The organism is Sphingomonas sp. (assembly GCF_036677245.1).
Classification (GTDB): domain Bacteria; phylum Pseudomonadota; class Alphaproteobacteria; order Sphingomonadales; family Sphingomonadaceae; genus Allosphingosinicella.
In genome coordinates, this window is record NZ_JAKFCG010000095.1 from 1 (window position 1) to 3,038 (window position 3,038).

Annotated in this window: 2 protein-coding genes; both read left to right on the forward strand. The window is 66.6% G+C overall.

From position 1 onward, the window contains the following. Positions 1–2,612 (forward strand): flotillin domain-containing protein (locus tag V6M48_RS11075; protein ID WP_332812603.1); only part of this gene is annotated, 2,612 nt, incomplete at its 5' end. A gap of 4 nt (positions 2,613–2,616) precedes the next feature. Then, the coding region (locus V6M48_RS11080; protein WP_332812604.1) for an SRPBCC family protein at positions 2,617–3,038 on the forward strand (422 nt) is incomplete at its 3' end.

Below are 3,038 nucleotides of genomic sequence, written 5' to 3' on the forward strand. Positions count from 1 at the left end.
AGATGACGATGGAGGACATGCACGAGCAGCGCGGGGTTTATCTCGCGAAGGTCAAGGAGGCCGCCGCCGAGGCGCTGGCCAAGAACGGGCTCGAGCTTGAATCGGTGGCGTTGACCAATCTCGACCAGACCGACCTGCAGTTTTTCAACGCCTCGAACCGCTTCGACGCCGAGGGCCTGACTCACCTGATCGGGGAGATCGAGGGCCGGCGCAAGACCCGCAACGATATCGAGCAGGATTCGATGATCCGGATCCGCACGCGCAATCTCGAGGCGGAGAAGCAGTCGCTGGAGATCGAGCGCGAGAGCGAGTTGGCGCGGCTGGAGCAGCAGCGCGACGTCGAGGTGCGCCGCGCCGTGCAACGCGCCGAGATCGCCCGCGAGCGCGCGATGCGCGATACCGAGGCTGAACAGGCCCAGATCAATGCGCGCGAGGAAATCGAGAAATCGCGGATTGGCAATGAGCGCGCCATCAGCGAGGCCAGGATCGCCTCCGAGCGCGAGGTCCGCCAGCGCGAGATCGAGCGCAGCCAGACCGTCGACCAGGCCGAGATCGCCGCGCGCGAGACGGTGGAGAAGGCGCGGATCGCCAATGACCAACTGATCAAGGAGACCCGTATCACCGCCGACCGCGAGATCCGCGAGCGCGAGATCGAGCAGTTGCGCGCGTTGCAGGCCGCCGAAATCGCCGCGCGCGAATCCACCGAGCGTGCCCGGATCGCGCAGGAAGCTTCGGTCAGCACCGACCGGATCGCCAACGAGCAGCGGATCTCCAACCTCGATATCGCCAAGCGGCGTTCGGTCGAGGAGGCCGACATCGCCGCGCGGCTCGCCACCGAAACCGCGGAAATCGCCCGCAACAGCGCCATCACCGCCAATCGCCTCGCTGCCGAGGAAAAGCGGCTGGCGCGCGAGATCGTTCGCGACCGCACCGTGCAGCAGGAGACCATCGCGTCGAAGGAGCTGGTGGAGTCCGCCCGCGTCGTCCAGGAGGAGCGGGTCCGCGCCCTGACCATCACCCGCAACCAGGCCATCGACGAGGCCGAGATCGCCGCCCTGCATGCCGTCGAGGCGGCGCGTATCAACAACGAGAAGGCAATCGCCGCGCATCGCATTCTCGCCGAACAGGAAACCAAGTCGCAGGAAATCGCGCGGACGCAGACGCTGGAAGGCGCCGAGATCGCCGCCCGCGAGACGGTGGAGCGCCAGCGCATCGCCCAGGAAAAGTCCGTCTCGACCGATCGCATCGCCCGCGACGAGGCAGTCCGCCAGCTCGAGATCGCCCGCCAGCAGGCCATCGAGGCCGCCGAGATCGCGGCGCGCGAGGCGACCGAGACTGCCCGGATCGCGCAGGAGCAACTGGTCGCGGCCTCGCGGATCGCCTCGGATCTCGAAATCCGCAGCCTCGACATCAACCGCGCCAAGGCGATCGAGACCGCCGAAATCAAGAAACGCGATGCGGTCGAGGTCAGCCGCATCGAGGCCGAGCTCGCGATCGACAAGGGGCGGATCGCCGCGTCGAAGAGCCGCGAGGTGCTGCAGATCGATCAGAAGAAAACCATCGAGATCGCCGAGGAGGAGCGCGTCATCGCGACCTCCGCGCGGCGAATCGAGCGGGTGGATTCCGACCGGGCGTTCCGCGCCGCCGAGATCAATGCGCGCCAGGAGGTCGAGAAGGTCGATATTACGCGCGAGCGCGAACTGGAGGTGGCGCGGCTGGAGCGCCGCAAGGCGCTCGAACAACTCGATATCGCGCGCAACCAGGCGCTGCAGGAATCCGAGATCGCCGCGCGCGAGGAGATCGAACGCGCTCGCATCGCTTCCGAGCGCGGCCTCGACGAGGCCCGGGTCGGCCGCGAACTCGAATTGCGCAAGCTCGAGGTCGGTCGCGAGCGCGAAGTCGAGAGCGCGGTGATGGACAAGGCGATCGCGATCTTCGAGAAATCGCTGCTGGAATCCGCAGCGCAGGTGAAGGCGGAAATGGCCAAGGCCAAGGCGGTGGAAGCCGAGGAGATCGTCAAGACGGTGCGCGAAAGCGAGAGCGCCAAGCGGCGTACCACGGTCGAGGTCATGCTGTCCCGGAAGGACGCCGATCAGAAGCGGATCGAGGCCGAGGCCCATGCGGTCCGTGCCGCGGTCGACGCGGAAGCGCAGAAGCTGTTGTACGAGGCCGAGAATGCGCTCACCGACGACGCGCGTTACGGCCTGTTCCGGCGCCGGTTGCTGGACCGGATCGAGGGCATCGTTCGCGAGAGCGTCAAGCCGATGGAGAAGATCGAGGGTATCCGCATCCTGCATGTCGACGGGCTCGGCGGCATGGCCGGCAATGGCGGCGGCGGCAGTTCGCGCACACCGACTGACGAGGTGATCGAATCGGCGCTGCGCTACCGGGTGCAGGCGCCGCTGATCGATCAGGTGCTGAAGGAAATCGGCATCGAGGGCGGCAGCCTCGCCAAGATGGGTGGGCTGATGCGCGAGGCCAGCGACATGCAGCGCGTCGGCAAGGAACTCCAGCCGCCCAAGCCGAAGGACGATGGACCAGTCCCCGCAGGCGCGGGACCCGACGAGCCCAAGCCGTCCGGCCGCGGCGGCAAAGGCAAGGGCAAGGAGTAATCGAATGGCCCGCGTCTATGTATCCAGCGTCATCAATGCACCGGCGACCAAGGTCTGGGCGCGCGTGCGCGATTTCAACGGGCTGCCGAACTGGCATCCCGGGATTGCGGAAAGCCGGATCGAGAACGGCGAGCCGGCCGACAAGGTCGGCTGCGTCAGGGCGTTCGCGCTGCGCAATGGCGACCGGCTGCGCGAAAAGCTGCTCGGCCTGTCGGACTTCGACATGCTCTGCACCTATTCGATCCTGGATTCGCCGATGCCTCTGACCAACTACGTCGCCTCGCTGCGGCTGACCCCGGTGACCGACCAGGACCGCACCTTCATCGAATGGAGCGCCGATTTCGATTGCGCGCCGGAGCTGGAAGCAGAACTCGTAAGCGGAGTCGGCGGTAATGTGTTCCAGACCGGTTTCGATGCGCTCAACCG